Raw genomic sequence first — 14,916 nt, 5'->3', positions numbered from 1 at the left:
GAAGTACGAGAAGCACATGCCGCGAGACGCCGGTCCGGTCAGGGACGGATCTGCCGGGTGATGGACTCGTCGGTGATGCGGGTGTCGGCGGCCAGCAGGAACGCCTTGGACAAGATGACCGACAGCATGCCACCGTCCTCCTCGAAGGGAAGGAAGACCTGGTCGGCTGCGCCTCGCGGGACGATGCACAGGTAGGCGTCGTTGGGCTCCATGAGGATGTTGCCCGAGCCGAGATGGATTCTGTAGGTTCGCAGGTCGCCGCGGACACGCAGGAAACGGTCGGCGAGCTCGGCCCGGTCGGAGATGGCCAGCCTGGGCAGCAGCCGGGCCAGGGCGTCGCGGCGGACACGGGCGGTCTCGGGCAGTTCTCCGAAGCCGTAGGACTGCCAGTATTCGCCATGTCCTTCCGGATCGAGGCCGGTGGAGGTGACGGCGGCGGCGAGATCGGCGTCGCGCAGCGCCTCCGACAGGATCAGCGGTGGTACGTCGGCGAGGGACACCGCCCCGCCTTGGCCGTCGGTGAAACGGATGTCGTCGCTGACGCAGAACGACGCGGTGCCGTAGTGGTCTCGCTGCGCCGCCTCCCAGTCCAGGTGGAAACCCCAGGAGGCGGTAAGGCCTGGGAAGTCCTTGGTCGCTTCGGCTTGGTTCGAGCCGCACTCCCAGTCCCAGTGCCCGAGCGACATGCCGGTCCATCCGCGCTCGGTGAGCAGCGCCTTGGCTTGGCCGTACCGCAGCACGTGCCCGGCGAAGCGCCGCGAATAGTCGCGGGTCTCCTCCTCGGCGGGAGTAAGCAGGTAGACCTCACGGAAGGCCTGCTTGAACGGCTGACGCAGACCGGCCTCCATGATGTGGTCGCGCCAGGCGCGTACCCCTTCAGCGGTGGCGAGGATGGGGTGCCAGAGCTTGACCGGGGTGTCCGGGGTGGGCTGGATGCGCCGCTCGGTGAGGTCACGCAGTTCCCAGCCGCCGGTGGTCCTGACCGGGAGCCCGGCGGGGCCCTGGAGGATCTCCCATATCAGGGCTCTGCCGTACTGGCCGGTGATCGGGTGGTCGAGGTAGAACTCGCAGACGTCGCGCCAGCGCCAGATCCGCTCGGTGCCCAGGGCCCGCTCGATCCTGAACCGCTCGGCCGGCAGCGCCTTCTTCAGTTCCTTGGCCGTGGCCTTGAGCTCGGCCAGTAGCTCGCGGTGCTCGTCGCGGACCGCCTTGGGGATCGTCTTGCGGATCTTGCCGGAGGCGTCGACGAAGCCGAGCGTGCCGTCCACCGCCAGCCGGAGACCGTGCTGGGTGCGGGTGCCGTCCGGACCCATGCCGAACGTGGGCACGGTCCGCTCCAGCAACTGCTCAGGGGAGAGCCCGGTCTGTACGGCCACCGTCTCAAGGGTGCGTGTCACGCCCGCGAGGATGCTCTTCTTGCGTACCTTGGCCTGCACTCGGGCGAGCTGGGCGACCACCTCCAGGCCGCCGCGCCGCGACAGTACGCCGACGGCGGCGTTGGCGAGCAGCTCGCTGCGGGCGTTGGCACCGGAACCGCCGATGCCGGTTCCGGTCGCCACCGCGGTGTCGCCCAGCAGCGCCGTCACCCACGGCTCATCGATCAGTTCGCAGGTCCACACCATGCCTCTTAGTGGTACGGCGGTGCGTTCGTGCAGGTAGACGACCTCGGTCCACGCGTAATCGTCGCGTCGGTGTCGGATGACGCGCTCGCGGTGGGCCCGGATACGGCCGAGTATCTCCCTGACCAGGGTGGTGGCCGCCGGCGTCAGCAGGGCGGCGGCCCGCTTGAGCCAGGTGGCGCTCGGCCTGGCAGAGGTGGCGGTGGTCCAGTGCCGCAGCAGGGGGAGCACGTCCGCGGCGCCGAGTCGTTCGGCGTACTCCTCACGCAGCAGCACGGCGAATTCGTCGTACGTGGTGAGCAGGCTCTTCGCCGCAGTGACGGAGTCGTCGGCCGAATGCTCGATCAGCACATTGTCGAGGAAGCGCTTGGCGGACCATTTCGCCATCCATTCGTGCTTGCTCAGATAGGCATGTGCCTGGCGGAGGTGCTCCAGAAATGGCTCACGCTCGGCGGGGGACAGCCGCTTTAGGGCGGCGACCGGGACCTTGAACAGTTCCTCGCGCTGCTGCCCGTTGCCTGGAGGAGTGACGGCCGTCCGCCACAGCAGGTCGATCTCCGCCGGAGTCCAGTTGAGTCTGCGGCGGGCGACCCCCGGCGGGACGGTCATCAGGATCCAGCAGTATCCGGGTCCGTTCTGGCTCTGCCAGAGGATGTGCATGCGTAGTTGTGCCCACATTCCCATGGCCCGCCATTCGGCGTCGCCCCATTCCTGGGCCAGTTTCCCCATGGGAGTTTCGGCCAGCGTGGGCTGCGGACTTACGTAGCGGTACTCGTAAACCGCGTCCAGTTGCGCGAAGACATCGAAGGCGGCTTGATCCAGGCCGTCCAGCCAGGCGCGGTGCTCGGCGGGGAGCTCGTCGACGATGCCCATGTCAGCCTCCGACCAGGGGGATGAGCTTGATGAAGGACACCACCGGGTCGGCGGTCAGGTCGATCTCCTCACCGAGGTCGTCGATCTGCCGGTCGCCGGCCAGCAGGATGAAACCGTTGCGGGCGAACGACTTCTCGGCGATGTCGGCCTGCCTCTCCCAATCGATGCGGCGGGCGGTGCGCATCCGGTAGCCGTTCAGTTCGATCTCGGCGTCGTCGGGTCTGACCAGACCGCGGAAGTGGTGCGACGGGGCCGCGTTGTACTTGGCCACCTCCTCTCGCACGCGTAGCCGTATCAGCTCACGAGCGGAGATCCGCTCGGGCAGATCGGGCAGCGTGAACTCCTCGAGCGCTTTACCCGTTGCGGTCTCGTCGCGAAAAATGACTGAAGCCATTAGATGTCCCGTTGCTGTGGAATGTCGGTGATGGTGACAGCTATAGCAGCGAGGTGCGACAGAAACGCATTGCTTTGGAGGGCGAGGGTGCTTGTCACGCGGCGTTCGGTGATGTCAGAGAAGCTGTTCCTCGTGCTCCTTTGGTGTGAAGGATTGAGTATGCGGGGCACAGCTCATCCTGCACATGCTGGATGACATTGAGCCGGATCTCGGATGTTATGAGCGAGCAGGAGAGCTGGCGAGAGGTTAGAGATCGCCAGTAGCTCGATCCTCCGCTGGGTCAGAGCCTGCGCCCTTTTGACCGGATGCGCCGACGGCGGAACGAAGCGGAGTATCCGCGTCTTGGCTCGCCAAGCTTCAGTGCTGACGATGTACGGGCCGACCTGGCCAAGGGTGCCGGGTATCTCAGCGCGATGAGCTCGATGAAGACTCGTGTGCGTTGCGGGCTTCGAGTAGCGCGGGGAGATGGTCCTTGCTCCAGGCGCGTGCGGCCGCGATCAGCGTCAGCAGGCTGCGCCCCAAGGGAGTCAGTTCGTACTCGACCCGGGGCGGGTTCTCGTCGTACGCAGTGCGTGTGACCAAACCGTCGCGCTGCATCGCCCGCAGGGTCTGGGTCAGCACTTTCGGTGTGATGCCGCGCAGTGGCTCCCGGAGCTCGTTGAACCGCCGTCGGCCGCCTTCGAGACAGAGCACGACCATGGCGGTCCACTTGTCGCCGATCTGGATCGGCATGGCGCTGGAGGGGCACACCGGATCGAACATCTGCGGGTCCAAGGGCTCGGTCATGCGCAAGAGGCTATCCCAGTACCTTTGCGGTAATCGGTATCTCGTGGATACCGTCCTTTCTGGTGATGACGTACGGGGCCAGATTGGAGCCACATGAGGAGCATTGTCATATTTGGGGCGGGCGGCCGGGCAGGGCGAGCGGTTACGGCTGAGGCGCGGGAGCGCGGACACGAGGTCACGGCCGTGGTTCGGGATCCACGCAAATACCGGGACATCGAGGAGGATGGCGTCCGCCTGGTGCGGGGCGATGTCACCGACGTACAGGCGATCGCGTCGATCGTGTCCGGTCATGATGCCGTGGTTCACGCGGTGAGCCCGTTCTCCGGCCCGGAGCAGGGGTTCGCCGATCTCGACCCTGAGTTCTACGTCAAGGCGGCCGATGCTCTGCTTCATGGTCTGGCGGAAGTGCGCGTGCCCAGGCTCGTTCTGGTCGGCCTGTTCGCGAATCTCAAGGACGCTCGCGGGCTTCTGGTGATGGACGATCCGGCGGCCTTCCCGGCCGAGATCCGGCCGTTCGCCGTTGCGCACACGGCTGGGCTGGACAGGCTGCGGGCGGCGGAGGACGCGGCGATCGACTGGCTCATGCTGACCCCGCCTGCGCTGCTGGAACAGGGAGGTCCCAGGACCGGCCGCTACCGGATCGGAGGGGAGACCGTGCCGCAGTCGACATCGGCGCATCTGTCCTATGCGGACCTTGCGGTGGCGGTGATCGACGAAATCGACACGCCACGGCACCACCGCACCCGCGTCTCCATCTTCAACTGAGCCTGCTACCGCTCGCCGAGCCAGTGCGAGCGACGATCGCATCGAAGATTCTCGGCGTTGATGAGAAGACCGTTCGCGCGTGGGTCAAGGAGGGGCCGCATCCGCGCAGGCGCCTGCTCGGCCCGATCAGTTGTCGGACGGGGGTTCGGCGGAGGGGGTGAGGTTGAGAAGGCGCTCGAGGAGTTGGTGCATGTGAGCGCGGAATCGCCGCAGTGCGTCGGGGTCGCTGGGGCGGCGGCGCTGTCCTGTCGTGTCGAGGACCCCGCTCACTGAGAACCCCTGGATGCACCAGACCATCGTGTATGTGGTGAACAGCGCGTCGGCGTGTGCGGGCTCCGCCAGGGCGGCGATGGTGTCGATGGAGTACTGGGCCAGCGGCTGAGCGCTGAGTGACTCCAGCTCTTCGATGTCGCTGGCATCGGAGAGCCATCGGTGCATCCATAGCGCGGGAACCTCGGGATGCTCGACGCACAGGTCGATGTAACCGTCGATGAACCGGTGGAGTGCGGCCGGCCTCTCCTCGGGTGAGGCGGCTTTCAGGTCGCCGGCTCTGTTGTCGATGACGGATGTGAGAGCCTCTTGGGCGCGTTCCATGACCGCCAGGTAGAGGTGGCGTTTGGTGGGGAAATGCGGGGTGATGGTGGCCGTGTTCAGCCCGGCGGCCTCACCGATTTGACCGATGGAGACTCCGTCGTGGCCGAGCGCGGCGAACAGCCTGGTCGCCACCTGCAGGATCAACTCCCGCTCGTTGTCTTCTGGAGAGGCCATGGACGCGACCATAGGACCGCGATGTCGCCCGGCCTACTCCTCGATCGGCAAGCGCGGGTAAAAGTAGCTTCTGTCCGAGCTGCGAAGCGGGCGCCCGCCATGCGGGCATTTAAGGGGACAATCGGGGATATTTCGGGAAACTTCGTGCTGATTTTGAAAGAAGTGTGAAGAGGAGTCGGGGCTTCGGCGGAATAGAGGTGTACCCCACAGAAGGGACACCATGCGAATGGCCGCTCCCCCGGACGTGCCAGTGACAGACGATGACGCCGCGCTCATCGAGCGGTCATGGCACCACCCGGAAGCGTTCGGCGTGCTCTACGACCGCTACTTCGACGAGATACATCGGTACGTCTCCGGACGGCTCGGCATGCAGATCGCGGATGATCTGGCCGCCGAGACGTTCCTGGTGGCGTTCAGGAAACGGCAGACGTTCGACTCCGCCCGCGGGGCCGTACGGCCTTGGCTGTACGGGATCGCCACCAACCTGCTCGCTCAGCATCGAAGGAGCGAAACGCGCAGGCTGGAGGCTTTTCAGCGGGCACCTGCCGGCGAAGTGGCGGATGACGGGCACGAGGACAGGGTGACGGCGAGAGTGGCCGCCGCGAACGCACAGGGGCGGCTCGCGACAGCGCTTGGACGTCTCTCCACCGGCGATCGCGACGTGCTCCTCCTCGTCGCGCTCGCCGACCTCACCTATGAGGAGGTCGCGCAGACGCTCGACATTCCGTTCGGGACTGTCGGCTCCCGGCTCAACCGGGTGCGTAAGAAGCTTCGCAGAGCCCTGGGCGGCGTCAATCCGATGATCGGAGGGTTCGATGGATGAGCTGAACGATCGCCCGGAGGAGCTGGCCGCCGTACGCGATCTCCTCTCGATGCCCGGTCCTTCATCCGAGGTCGTCGACTCCGGCCGGGCCAGGCTGCTGGCGGCGCTGGCCGCGCCACCTCAAGCCCCTCAACGCGCACCGGAAGCCCCTCAACGCGTACCGGTTCGAGCCGCTTCGCGAAGGGGGCGGTCGCCGTGGTGGGCGCCGGTCCGCAACGGGTTGATCGGGGCGGCGTCGGCGGCCGCGCTGGCGCTCGCCGTGGCCGTGCCCTCGAACTCGCTGATCGACCTCTCGCCTGATCCCGCCGTGTCCGCCTCCGCCCCGCCGACCGCCAGGCAGATCCTGCTCGCCGCGGCGGTCGCGATGGCCACGGCGCCGTCCGACGGCGCCTACTGGCGCACCCGCGTCGTGACCGGGCAGCTGATCCTCTCTCCCGACCGCCAGTACGTCATCAAGCGCCAGTCCGCTCGTGAGACGTGGCTCACCAGGAAGGACGGTCAGCGAGATCGTTGGACCGGCCGGTACCTCGGCGCGCGACCGGCGACACCCCAGGACGAGGCCGCGTGGCGAACCGCCGGGTCGCCGGGTCACTGGCAGTACCCGGCGGACGTGACCGGTTTGGGGCGCGTCTCCCCGGAGGCGCTGGTGGAGTCGGCGCCCGGTCCGCCGCAGGGTGGACCGCATCGCGTCGGATGGCGGAACGCGGACGGCATCCTGACCAAGCAGCTGGTCAGCTGGCAGGCCCTGAGTACGATCCCGAGCGACCCCACGGCGCTACGCGCCTTCCTCGTGACCCACATCGCCCGGGAGAACGGCGCATATGTCGGGCGCAAGATGGAGGCCGAGCTGCGCGAGAGCTGCCTGGAGATCATCACCGGGCTGCCGGTCTCGCCCGAGGTGCGCTCCTCGGCGTACCAGATCCTGGCCTCGATGCCCGGCATGAAGCCGGAGGGCGCGGTCACCGACCCGCTCGGCCGGGCCGGCCAGGCCCTGAGCTACCAGGTGATGAGGGACGACCGGCTCAGCGACGAGCGGCTCGTCATCGACGCGGAGAGCGGGCTGCCGCTGGCCACGGAGACGAGGACCGTCAGCCGGGTGGCTGACGGGCGGGACGTCGAAATTGGCTCTTTCATCGCATATCAGCGAATCGGATGGACGGACGAAGGGCCTGCACAGTGACAACATTCACCTTGGACGACGTGCGCACGCTGACCTACAAGGCGCGGGACGCCTGGTGGACGGTGTTCCTGGTCGATCCGCTCGCCGGTCGGCTGGTGGTCGGTCTGGCGAACCGTACCTCCATCACGCCGAACCAGATCACCTGGGGCGCCTTCTTACTCGGGTTCGGCTCGGCGGGCTGCTTCCTGATGGCCGACGGTTGGGCGTGGCTGGTCGCCGGCGCCGTCCTTTATCACCTGAGCTTCGTGCTGGACTGCGTGGACGGCAAGATCGCCCGGCTCAAGGGCACCGGCACCGTGCTGGGCGGCTGGCTCGACTACGTCTTCGACCGCATTCGGGTGCTCACCTGCGCCCTCGCGCTCATGTGGGGGCGCTTCGAGAGCACCGGTGAGGAGTTCTACCTCGTCCTCGCCATTCTCGTCGTCTTCCTCGACATGCTCCGCTACGTTGACGCGCTCCAGGTCGCGAAGGTACGCCGCCAGATGCGCCGCAAACTGGACGAGGCGATCGAGGAGGTCACCGGCGTCCCGGCCGTCTCGTTGGAAAGGCCGGCCCTGGAAGACGCGGGTCTCGAATCAGGCGAGATCCGCTCCGCCGACTCGGTGGACTTGCAGCAGAACTTCCGTGCGCACTTCGCCTGGTACATCCGCATTCGCGACTGGCTGCGCGACCACCGCGTCCGAGCTCATCTGATCAGCGGCATCGAGTTCCAGATGGCGGTGTTCATCGTCGGCCCGCTCACCGGGTGGATCGTGCCGGTGACCGTCGGTACGGCGGCCCTCCTGCTGGTCTTCGAGGCCGCGATCATGTTCAAGCTCTATCTGTCCTCCCGGGACCTCACCCGGGCGCTGGCGAAGATTCGCTCGACCCCCAAGCGGCCTCCGGTGGCTCAGCCACAGGGTTAGCGGCTGCGCGGGGCCTCAAGCGAAATCCTCGTCGGCGGGGAGGGCGAACAGACGGATGTACAGGGGGCGGGCGCCTGGGGGCGCGTCCTCGGCGCGGTGGCTGTATCTCAGCAGCAGGGCGATGTACTCCTCATAGAACTGGGCGAACTCCTCCTTGGTCATGCGGCCCATGCCGCGTGATCCCTTGGCCCAGTCGGGGTCGCGGCTGTAGGCGGCGGGGAAGCGTTCGAACAGTTCGCGGTCCTCGTCCATGCCGATGCGGTGGAATTCGGCGAGTACGGGGCGGTCCTCGGGGGCGAGCTGGTCCGGGGTGGGGAGGCGCATGTCTCTGGGGACGTCGGCGCGGCGCCACCAGCGTTCCCGGCCGGTCGAGCGTTCGGGGATCTCCTCGATGAAGCCGTACTTCTCGAGCTGGCGCAGGTGGTAGCTGGTCGTGCCGGTCTTGGCGCCCAGCAGCTCGCCGAGGGTTGTCGAGGTGGCGGGGCCGTGCACGTTGAGGTGGCGCAGCATGAGCCGTCGCATGGGGTGGGCGAGGGCCTTGAGCCTCTCCGGGTCGTCGAGCAGGAACGCCTCGTCATCCTTCATGAGGAGCAGCCTAGTCCTCCTGCAGAACGATATCTGCAGACAAGTCTTTGCCGAGACATCTCTGCAGAGTAGGTTCGGCATATGAGACAGATTCTTGCCCGAGCGGCAGTGGCTCTTGCCCTGTGCCTGCTCGTGACACCGGTCGCCGCAGCCGCGGCCGCCGCAGCCCCTGAACCACTCGTCGTGCCGGCTGATCTGAGGGCGACCGAGGTGAGCTTTCGGGGTAGTGGGGGGCTGGCCATGCATGGCACGGTCCTCGCTCAGCCCGGGGCGAAGCCCGGACGGCCGGGGATCGTTCTGGTGCACGGCGCGGGCACCGGAACGCCTCGCACGCAGTTACTCGGTGAGGCGGTGGAGTTCGCCCGCAGGGGGCTGTCCGTGCTGATCTACGACAAACGATCCGAGGGGTACTCGCTCTTCAACCGGTCCTACTCGCAACTGGCCGATGACGCCCTCGGTGCCGTGGGCACGCTGCGGACGCAGCCCGGGATAGATCCGGCGAAGGTCGGCCTCTGGGGGCTCAGCGAGGGCGGCTGGGTGGTGCCGATCGCGGCGGCCCGCTCGAAGGAGGTCGCGTTCATCGTGCTCGTGGGGGCCAACGGGCTGGCGCCGTTGCGGCAGCAGACCTGGGCCGTGGCCGCCGGACTGCGTAAGGCGGGGGTGTCGGGGTCGCTCGTCGAACGGGCCGAGCCCAAGCTGTACACGGCGATCGCCGACGGCGGGATGTTCCCCGAGCCCTACTACGATCCCGCGCCGACCATCGCCGCGGTACGCCAGCCCGTTCTCGGCATCTGGGGCGGGAACGACCTGCTGACCCCGCCCAAGGAGAGCCCTCCGGTGTTCGCCAAGGCGCTCGAAGCGGGCGGGAATCGGCACTACACCTTCCAGTTCTTCCCGGGCGCCGACCACGCCGCCCACCAGACCCCTGACGGTGGCGTCACCCGGCTGAAGACGCTCGCCCCCGGCTACGCCGATCTGGTCGGGTCCTGGGTGAAGGACGTGACGGACGGCAAGCTGCCTACGGCTCAGACGAACGGACCGGCCCCCGTGCAGGCGTCGCTCACCGTGCCGATGGATCCTCCGGCCTGGTGGGAGGCGGCGGGGATGCAGGTGGTGGCGTTGCTGGTGCTCCTGGTCGCGTTCGGGGCGTATCCGGTGGTCGCGCTGGTACGGCGACTTCGCCGCGCTTCCCTGGCGCCGGTGTCCAGGGCCGCCCGGCTGGTGAGCGCGGGTGGGTTCGGGGTGGTGCTCGGGGCGTTCGGATACCTGTTCTACGTGGTCATGACCGGTGGCAAGCTGTCCGCTCCCGGGCCCATGGTGGCGGGTCACCCGGTGATCTGGGTGGCGTTGCAGCTCCTCGCGGTGGCCTGCGTGGTCGCCACCATCCGCACGGCGCTGGCCTGGCGCCGGCTCCGCGCGTCCGTGCCGGGAGGGGAGCGGGTACGGATCGGTCTCCTGCTCGCCGGTGGGGCGGTGTTCGTCCCATGGGCCCTTTACTGGGGGCTGCTGCTTCCTTGAGGAGCGAACGTCCACTCGATGGCCTGTTCGGCACCGCGTACCCAGGTCGCGTGGCGCGGCGGATGACCCGGGCGGATCACCTCGAACAGGTAGGTGTCCGGGCGGTCGGGCAGTTCGACCCGGTGGACGCTCTCGGCGCCGTCGAGGCGCGCGGCCAGCTCGGCGAAGGCGTCCGCGCACGGGTGACGGACGCCGAGCCTCTCGCCGTCGTAGGCCAGCAGCGCGAACTTCGAGAACATCAACTGCAGCAGCTCGAGATGGTCGACGGGCTCCGGGGTGTCCGGGCCGAGCTGCCAGCAGACCGTACGCCGGAGGCCGCAGGACAGCGCCAGGAGGTTGCGCACCACGAGGTCGCGCGCGTTGATCCGGTGCCGCTCGTCCTCCAGCTCCGGCGGGCAGCCCGTCATGAACATCTGCAGGGTCGGCGGCAGCTCGCTCATCCGCGCGTACAGCCGCAGTATGGCCTCCCGGGCGGGTGCGGCGGACAGCCTGCCCTTCCTGAAGTCCTCGATCGTGAGCGTGTGCCACGGGGTCATGGCGCCGGAGCTCATGACGTCGGCCAGCTGTTCCAGCGCCTCCGGGTAGTCGAGGAGGAGCGGGCCGTTGTACTCGCCCGCCAGGATGGGCTTCTCGTGCCCGTGCGAGCGCATCACGGCGCGGATGTCGTCGATGGTGGCCGGAATCCGGTACGGGTCGCCGTACAGGTGGATGTCGAACACGTCATAGGCGCCCTCGGCCATGAGCCGCAGGAAGAAGCCCCGCTCGCCGTCGGGGTTCTCGGGGGCGGGGAAGACGCCGGGCGGGCAGCCGCCGAGCACGACGCCGGCCCGCGGGTCGGCGGCCTTGATCGCCCGATGGAAGAGGGTCAGCAGGTCGAGGTACTCGGTGGCGGTGCCGCCCCAGAACAGGGGGATGCACGGTTCGTTCTCGCACTGCCAGTAGCGCACGCGGCCCGCGCAGTGCGTGACCAGGGCCCGCAGCATCGCCTCGTACGCCGCCGGGTCGGCAGGCGGTGATCCGGGGAGCAGGTCGGTCGGCCTGGTCGAGCCCCACATCGAGGCCGCGCTGAGGGTGAACCACAGCTCGGTGCCGTCGTCGACCTGGTCCAGGACCGCGTCCACCGACGTCCAGTCGTATTGGCCCGGCTCGGGTTCGAGCTGAGACCAGTAGAAGAACATCCGCAGCAGCCCGGCGCCCAGGTCGCGGGCCTGGGGGGCGAACGTGTCGGGCTTGGCGACCAGACCGTACTGGATGCCGCGGACCACGCCCAACCGGATGCCGTCTTTCGAGGTCATGAGCTGTCCCTTCGGAGGAGTTTGTCCGCCCACGATGGCGCCGCACGCTGGCAGTCCGCTGCTATCGCGCTGTCAGGCCGCTGTTGGACCGGCCAAGGCCGATCCCCGCACCCGCGCGGGGTCAGCCGGAAGCGACGTTCAACGCCGTACGCAGGAACTCCAACTGGTGTCGCAGCAGCCCCTCCACAGCCGCCTCGGCGGTCGGCATGTGCGTGCTCCCCGACAGCGGCAGCACCTGGTGCGGCCGGCCCGCCGCCAGCAGCGCGGCTGACATCCGCAGGGTGTGGGCGGCCACCACGTTGTCGTCCGCCAGGCCGTGCACCAGCAGCAACGGGCGGCGCAGCCGGGCCGCGTCGCCGATGGGTGAGGAGCGCTCGTAGTTCTCCGGCTGCTCGTCCGGGTGGCCAAGGAACCGCTCCCGCCAGTGGGTGTCGTACAGCCGCTGGTCGCTCGGCGCCGCCCCGGAGATCGCGGCATGGAACACCTCCGGCATGCGCAGCACCGCGGCCGCCGCGAGCGTGCCGCCGTAGCTCCAGCCGCGGATGCCCACCCGGCCCAGGTCGAGGTCGGGGCAGTGGCCGGCGGCTGCCCGCAGCGCCACGACCTGGTCTTCCAGCGGCGCGGTGAGCGTGTCTCCAAGGACCGTCTTCTCCCAGGCGGGGCCGCGTCCCGGGGTGCCGCGGCCGTCCGCCGTCACCACCGCGAACCCGTGCTCGGCGAACCACTGCGCCTCGGCCAGCCACCAGTGCCGAGCCCGGGTCACGAGCTGCATCGCCGGTCCCGCGTACGGGGCCATCAGTACCGGCAGCGGACCGGAGCCCGGCCGGTGCCAGGACGGCAGCAGCAACGCGGTACGGATCTCCCGCTCGCCCGCGCGCAGCCACGTGACACGCGGGACGAGCAGCGGCTCCGCCTGGAGCGAGGCGATCTCCGTGTCGGGCCGTCCGTCGCGGACCACGCGGAACGAGTGCCCGGCCTCGGTGTGCGAGGCGATCAGCAGCGTGCCGCCCGCCCGCAGGCCGGTGTGCAGTCCGGGCCCGTCGCTCAGCCGTACGGGACCGCGTTCGGGGTCGTATGTCCACAGGTGCTGCTCGGTGGGCTCGTCACTCGCGGTGAAGAGCAGGGATTCGCCGGAGACGTCCGTGATCGAGCGGATCTGCAGCCCTTCGGGGGTGACCGGACGGCCGTCCACGAGCAGCCGCCGGGTGCCGTTCAGGTCGCCGGTGTGCACCAGCGCGCCGGACGCGGTTCGCGCGGGCGTGCCCGCGACGAGCTGTACCCAGGCGGGATCGCGCTGCTCGTGCAGGAGCTCCGTCCCACCGGTGTCCGGATCGGCGGCCAGCACGCGCAGCGTGCGCTGGTCCCGGCTCTGCACGCTGATCAGCGGACCGTGCGCGTCCCAGCTGACGGCGGTCACGTACTCGTACGCGGCCCGGTCCCACCGCAGCTCCACGGAGCCGCCGTCGAGGTCGAAGACATGCAGCGTGACCTCGGCGTTGGCCGTCCCGGCCGCCGGGTAGGCGATCTCGCGCGGCGGCCGGGACGGGTTGGCGGGATCGGCGATCCACCAGCGCTCCACGAGCCGGTTGTCGACCCTGGCGGCCAGCAGCCGGGTGCCGTCGGGCGACCACCAGTGGCCGCGCGTCCGGTTCATGGACTCCGCCGCCACATGCTCGGCCAGCCCCCAGACGATCTCCGGGTCATCGGGTACGGCAAGCCGCCGGTCATGCCCGTCGGCCAGCTCGACGACCTGCAGCGCGCCGCCGCTCACGTAGGCGACCCGGCTCCCGGTGGGGTCGGGCCGGGGATCGACCACCGGCCCGGCGGTGGGGACGGGCCGTGCTTCACCGCCGTCGATGCGCACCGCCCACAGCCGCCCGTCGACGGCGAAGGCGACGGTATGTACCGCGGCATCGGCCGCATAGGCCACCACACCGGTCGCCCGCTCCCGAGCCCGCTCCCGCCGAACCCGCTCCGCCTCCGGCACGGACCCGGTCGACTCCGGCGCTACGACCAGCCGCTCGCCCATCTCATCGGCGACCCACAAACAGCTCTCCCGCTCCGCACCCCCACGAGTCCGGAGAAAGACCACCCGACGCCCATCGGGCGACAGGGTGAAGGCGCGGGGCACCCCGAGCGAGAACCGCTGGGTACGGGCGAATTGACCTGGAAATCCTTTGGTGTCCATAAAGGGAACTCTGCAGCGGATTACCAGAAACGATGGGGAAGAGTGAAGCACGCGGGGAGACTCACCGGCGGCTGGGATCGACTGATCCAATAGATATCTTAACAGGCGGGAACCGGCCAAGCAGGCGCACGTAACGGCGCCCGACCCCGCCCACCGGAGGACCGTTCCCCTGGACAGTCCCTGGCCATGGACGGCGGGTGGGGGTGCCCCATGCCGGCCGTAATTTCAGACTTTGACGGACAGCTCCCACAGACGCGCGGCTGACGCCGGGTCGAGCGCGTAGGCGGCGACGCCGTGGCGGCTCATGGGCTTGTCGCTCGGGAGGGCCTCGTTGCAGTCTTCGAAGTAGCGGCCGGTGACGCCGTCGAGCAGCGGCGACGCGGCGGCGAGCACCGACGTGGCCGCCCCCTGCTCGGTCGTCTTCCACGTGAAGTCCTCGCCGGAGGAGGCGGCGGCGGCGCGCAGCCGGTCGAGTTCCTCCTGGCTGACGTGACGCTGCAGGTTGGTGCGGATGCCGCCCGGCATCAGCGCGTTGACCGTGATCCCGTCGTCCGCCCAGCGCCGCGCCGCCTCCACCGCGAACAGCACGTTCGCCGTCTTGGACTGCCCGTACGCCGACCACGGCTCATAGGCGCGGTCCCGGAAGTTGATGTCCTCGAAGACGACCGGCGAACGGAGGTGCGCGGTGGAGCTGACCGAGACCACGCGGGCGCCGCCGGCCGCCGCGAGGGCGGCGTGCAGGCCGGTGGCCAGGGCGAAGTGGCCGAGATGGTTCGTGGCGAACTGGAGCTCCCAGCCGTCGGGCGTGTGCGCCTCGGGGCAGGCCATCACGCCGGCGTTGTTGACCAGGATGTGCAGGGGGCCTTCCCAGGCGGCCACGAACGACGTGACCGTACTCCGGTCGGCCAGGTCCAGCGGGGCGACGTGGATCTGCTTGTTGCCGGTGGTCGCGATGATGTCCTCGGCGGTCGCCGTGCCCGCGTCGAGGTTGCGGACGGCGAGGGTCACCTCCGCGCCCGCCCCGGCGAGCGCGCGGGCGGTCTCGACGCCGATGCCGGACGCCCCGCCGGTGACGATGGCCCGCCGGCCGGTGAGATCGACGCCGGCCAGCACCTCGGCCGCGGTGGATCGGGCGGTGAACGGGGTGGTGATGCGGGTGTTCTCAGTCATGATGTCCCAGTTCTTGTCAGGGATGCGGTGGGAGAGCTCCGGACGGT

The 14,916-nt window shown here is 69.0% G+C and carries 13 protein-coding genes; 5 read left to right on the top strand and 8 right to left on the bottom strand.

Annotation, left to right across the window (positions count from 1 at the left end; all coding sequences use genetic code 11):
• Positions 1–38 precede the first annotated feature (38 nt).
• The 3 genes from KLK06_RS60445 to KLK06_RS38560 form a co-directional block, all read right to left on the bottom strand.
• Positions 39–2,492 (bottom strand): DUF4132 domain-containing protein, encoded by a 2,454-nt coding sequence (locus KLK06_RS60445; RefSeq protein ID WP_250906661.1) that lies wholly within the window; start codon positions 2,490–2,492, stop codon positions 39–41.
• 1 nt (position 2,493) lies between these two features.
• Positions 2,494–2,886: a hypothetical protein gene (locus tag KLK06_RS38565; protein WP_214640591.1), complete on the bottom strand. Its 393-nt coding sequence runs from the start codon at positions 2,884–2,886 to the stop codon at positions 2,494–2,496.
• A 405-nt stretch (positions 2,887–3,291) separates the two neighbouring features.
• Entirely contained in the window at positions 3,292–3,672 is a 381-nt protein-coding gene (locus KLK06_RS38560; RefSeq protein WP_214640590.1) for a helix-turn-helix domain-containing protein, read from the bottom strand.
• Between the two features lie 93 nt (positions 3,673–3,765).
• Here KLK06_RS38560 and KLK06_RS38555 point away from each other — a divergent pair, with 93 nt between their 5' ends.
• A complete protein-coding gene (locus KLK06_RS38555; protein ID WP_214640589.1) occupies positions 3,766–4,437 on the top strand; it encodes an NAD(P)-dependent oxidoreductase in 672 nt (223 codons plus the stop codon).
• Between the two features lie 126 nt (positions 4,438–4,563).
• On the opposite strand, the gene KLK06_RS38550 is transcribed toward KLK06_RS38555, so the two are convergent.
• Positions 4,564–5,205 (bottom strand): TetR/AcrR family transcriptional regulator, encoded by a 642-nt coding sequence (locus KLK06_RS38550; protein WP_214640588.1) that lies wholly within the window; start codon positions 5,203–5,205, stop codon positions 4,564–4,566.
• A gap of 250 nt (positions 5,206–5,455) precedes the next feature.
• Between KLK06_RS38550 and KLK06_RS38545 the strand changes: the two genes are divergently transcribed.
• Genes KLK06_RS38545 through KLK06_RS38535 form a run of 3 tightly spaced genes read left to right on the top strand, consistent with a single transcriptional unit; the run spans position 5,456 to position 8,113 of the window.
• On the top strand, positions 5,456–6,028 hold the full coding sequence (locus KLK06_RS38545; RefSeq protein WP_308168645.1) for an RNA polymerase sigma factor: 573 nt from the start codon (positions 5,456–5,458) through the stop codon (positions 6,026–6,028).
• On the top strand, positions 6,021–7,208 hold the full coding sequence (locus KLK06_RS38540; protein WP_214640586.1) for a CU044_5270 family protein: 1,188 nt from the start codon (positions 6,021–6,023) through the stop codon (positions 7,206–7,208). The genes KLK06_RS38545 and KLK06_RS38540 overlap by 8 nt, the downstream gene beginning before the upstream one ends.
• A complete protein-coding gene (locus KLK06_RS38535) occupies positions 7,205–8,113 on the top strand; it encodes a CDP-alcohol phosphatidyltransferase family protein (RefSeq protein WP_214640585.1) in 909 nt (302 codons plus the stop codon). Before KLK06_RS38540 ends, KLK06_RS38535 begins: the two co-directional genes overlap by 4 nt.
• Positions 8,114–8,128: 15 nt before the next feature.
• On the opposite strand, the gene KLK06_RS38530 is transcribed toward KLK06_RS38535, so the two are convergent.
• The gene (locus KLK06_RS38530) at positions 8,129–8,698 is read right to left on the bottom strand and encodes a helix-turn-helix transcriptional regulator (protein WP_214640584.1); all 570 of its coding nucleotides are present in this window, start codon (positions 8,696–8,698) and stop codon (positions 8,129–8,131) included.
• 240 nt (positions 8,699–8,938) lie between these two features.
• Between KLK06_RS38530 and KLK06_RS61875 the strand changes: the two genes are divergently transcribed.
• Positions 8,939–10,216 carry a S9 family peptidase gene (locus KLK06_RS61875; RefSeq protein ID WP_214640583.1) on the top strand — a complete coding sequence of 426 codons (1,278 nt, stop codon included), beginning with the start codon at positions 8,939–8,941 and terminating at the stop codon, positions 10,214–10,216.
• Here the strand turns inward: KLK06_RS61875 and KLK06_RS38520 are convergent.
• The 3 genes from KLK06_RS38520 to KLK06_RS38510 form a co-directional block, all read right to left on the bottom strand.
• On the bottom strand, positions 10,192–11,511 hold the full coding sequence (locus tag KLK06_RS38520) for a glycoside hydrolase family 44 protein (protein ID WP_214640582.1): 1,320 nt from the start codon (positions 11,509–11,511) through the stop codon (positions 10,192–10,194). The two genes, KLK06_RS61875 and KLK06_RS38520, sit on opposite strands and share 25 nt — an antisense overlap.
• A gap of 121 nt (positions 11,512–11,632) precedes the next feature.
• Positions 11,633–13,699, bottom strand: coding sequence for a prolyl oligopeptidase family serine peptidase (locus KLK06_RS38515; protein ID WP_214640581.1), 2,067 nt, complete (start codon positions 13,697–13,699; stop codon positions 11,633–11,635).
• 225 nt (positions 13,700–13,924) lie between these two features.
• The gene (locus KLK06_RS38510; protein WP_214640580.1) at positions 13,925–14,869 is read right to left on the bottom strand and encodes an SDR family NAD(P)-dependent oxidoreductase; all 945 of its coding nucleotides are present in this window, start codon (positions 14,867–14,869) and stop codon (positions 13,925–13,927) included.
• Positions 14,870–14,916: the final 47 nt, after the last annotated feature.

It is taken from the genome of Nonomuraea sp. NEAU-A123 (genome assembly GCF_018603905.1).
Classification (GTDB): domain Bacteria; phylum Actinomycetota; class Actinomycetes; order Streptosporangiales; family Streptosporangiaceae; genus Nonomuraea.
This window is presented reverse-complemented; position numbering and strand designations above follow the sequence as displayed.

Bases quoted from the DNA above. Each gene is read 5' to 3' on its own strand.
- KLK06_RS38520 (WP_214640582.1), bottom strand. From the start codon at position 11,511: ATGACCTCGAAAGACGGCATCCGGTTGGGCGTGGTCCGCGGCATCCAG.
- KLK06_RS38510 (WP_214640580.1), bottom strand. From the start codon at position 14,869: ATGACTGAGAACACCCGCATCACCACCCCGTTCACCGCCCGATCCACC.
- KLK06_RS38555 (WP_214640589.1), top strand. From the start codon at position 3,766: ATGAGGAGCATTGTCATATTTGGGGCGGGCGGCCGGGCAGGGCGAGCG.
- KLK06_RS38560 (WP_214640590.1), bottom strand. From the start codon at position 3,672: ATGACCGAGCCCTTGGACCCGCAGATGTTCGATCCGGTGTGCCCCTCC.
- KLK06_RS38515 (WP_214640581.1), bottom strand. From the start codon at position 13,699: ATGGACACCAAAGGATTTCCAGGTCAATTCGCCCGTACCCAGCGGTTC.
- KLK06_RS38550 (WP_214640588.1), bottom strand. From the start codon at position 5,205: ATGGCCTCTCCAGAAGACAACGAGCGGGAGTTGATCCTGCAGGTGGCG.
- KLK06_RS61875 (WP_214640583.1), top strand. From the start codon at position 8,939: ATGCATGGCACGGTCCTCGCTCAGCCCGGGGCGAAGCCCGGACGGCCG.
- KLK06_RS38540 (WP_214640586.1), top strand. From the start codon at position 6,021: ATGGATGAGCTGAACGATCGCCCGGAGGAGCTGGCCGCCGTACGCGAT.
- KLK06_RS38530 (WP_214640584.1), bottom strand. From the start codon at position 8,698: ATGAAGGATGACGAGGCGTTCCTGCTCGACGACCCGGAGAGGCTCAAG.
- KLK06_RS60445 (WP_250906661.1), bottom strand. From the start codon at position 2,492: ATGGGCATCGTCGACGAGCTCCCCGCCGAGCACCGCGCCTGGCTGGAC.
- KLK06_RS38565 (WP_214640591.1), bottom strand. From the start codon at position 2,886: ATGGCTTCAGTCATTTTTCGCGACGAGACCGCAACGGGTAAAGCGCTC.